This window comes from Mesorhizobium sp. A623, assembly GCF_054489405.1.
Window position 1 is genome coordinate 1 of the sequence record NZ_JBTMXB010000140.1, and the last position, 633, is coordinate 633.

Below are 633 nucleotides of genomic sequence, written 5' to 3' on the forward strand. Positions count from 1 at the left end.
AGCACCCGCCCGGATAAGCTGCCTTCGATCATTATGGCGGGCGGGCAAACCGTTTTTCTCGGCAATGCTGCCGGCGCGCAGTATGTCGCCCGCGTCTTTCTCGACCTTCATATATGGGCGTTGGAAGATGGCGCTGACACCGCCAAGGCCATCGGCTTCGCCGTTTGCAATGCACTGAAGGAAGCACCCAACGCTGCCGGCTTCGGCTTCGATGAATTCAGCCTGCCGGCCGTGCGGTGGATGCGCGACCCCGACCCGGATAAATCCTACACCCACGGCGTTATCACCGTGGAAGCCGTCATGCGGTGGGCTTTGTAATGCGCGCCGGCAAGCTTGATCGCACCATCATCATTGAACGCTTCACGGAAACCGTGTCGCCTTCGGGCAGCGTTGTCACCGCCTGGACGAATATTGCCACGGTGCGCGCGGAGATCGTGACGCAATCCGCGTCCGAATTCTTGACCGGCTTTGGCGAAGCAGAGGCCGGCACCATCGTTTTCCGTGTCCGCTATCTGCCGGGCATCACGGCCGCCGACCGTGTTCTTTATAATGGCGTTGCGCACGACCTGAAGGAAATCACCGAAATCGGCCGCCGTTGCGGTCTTGAGCTTCGCGCGGTGGCAACGTCATGAC

Annotated in this window: 2 protein-coding genes; both read left to right on the forward strand. The window is 60.7% G+C overall.

The annotated features are described in order from the left end of the window. Positions 1-318: tail completion protein gp17 (gene gp17 / locus ACX3P1_RS28295; protein WP_459083145.1), on the forward strand; the 318-nt coding region annotated here is incomplete at its 5' end. Beyond that, entirely contained in the window at positions 318-632 is a 315-nt protein-coding gene (locus tag ACX3P1_RS28300) for a phage head closure protein (RefSeq protein ID WP_459083147.1), read from the forward strand. The genes gp17 and ACX3P1_RS28300, both read left to right, overlap by 1 nt. The last annotated feature ends 1 nt before the right edge of the window (position 633 follow it).

Coding starts and splice junctions, on each gene's coding strand:
- ACX3P1_RS28300 (WP_459083147.1), top strand. CDS start 318: ATGCGCGCCGGCAAGCTTGATCGCACCATCATCATTGAACGCTTCACG.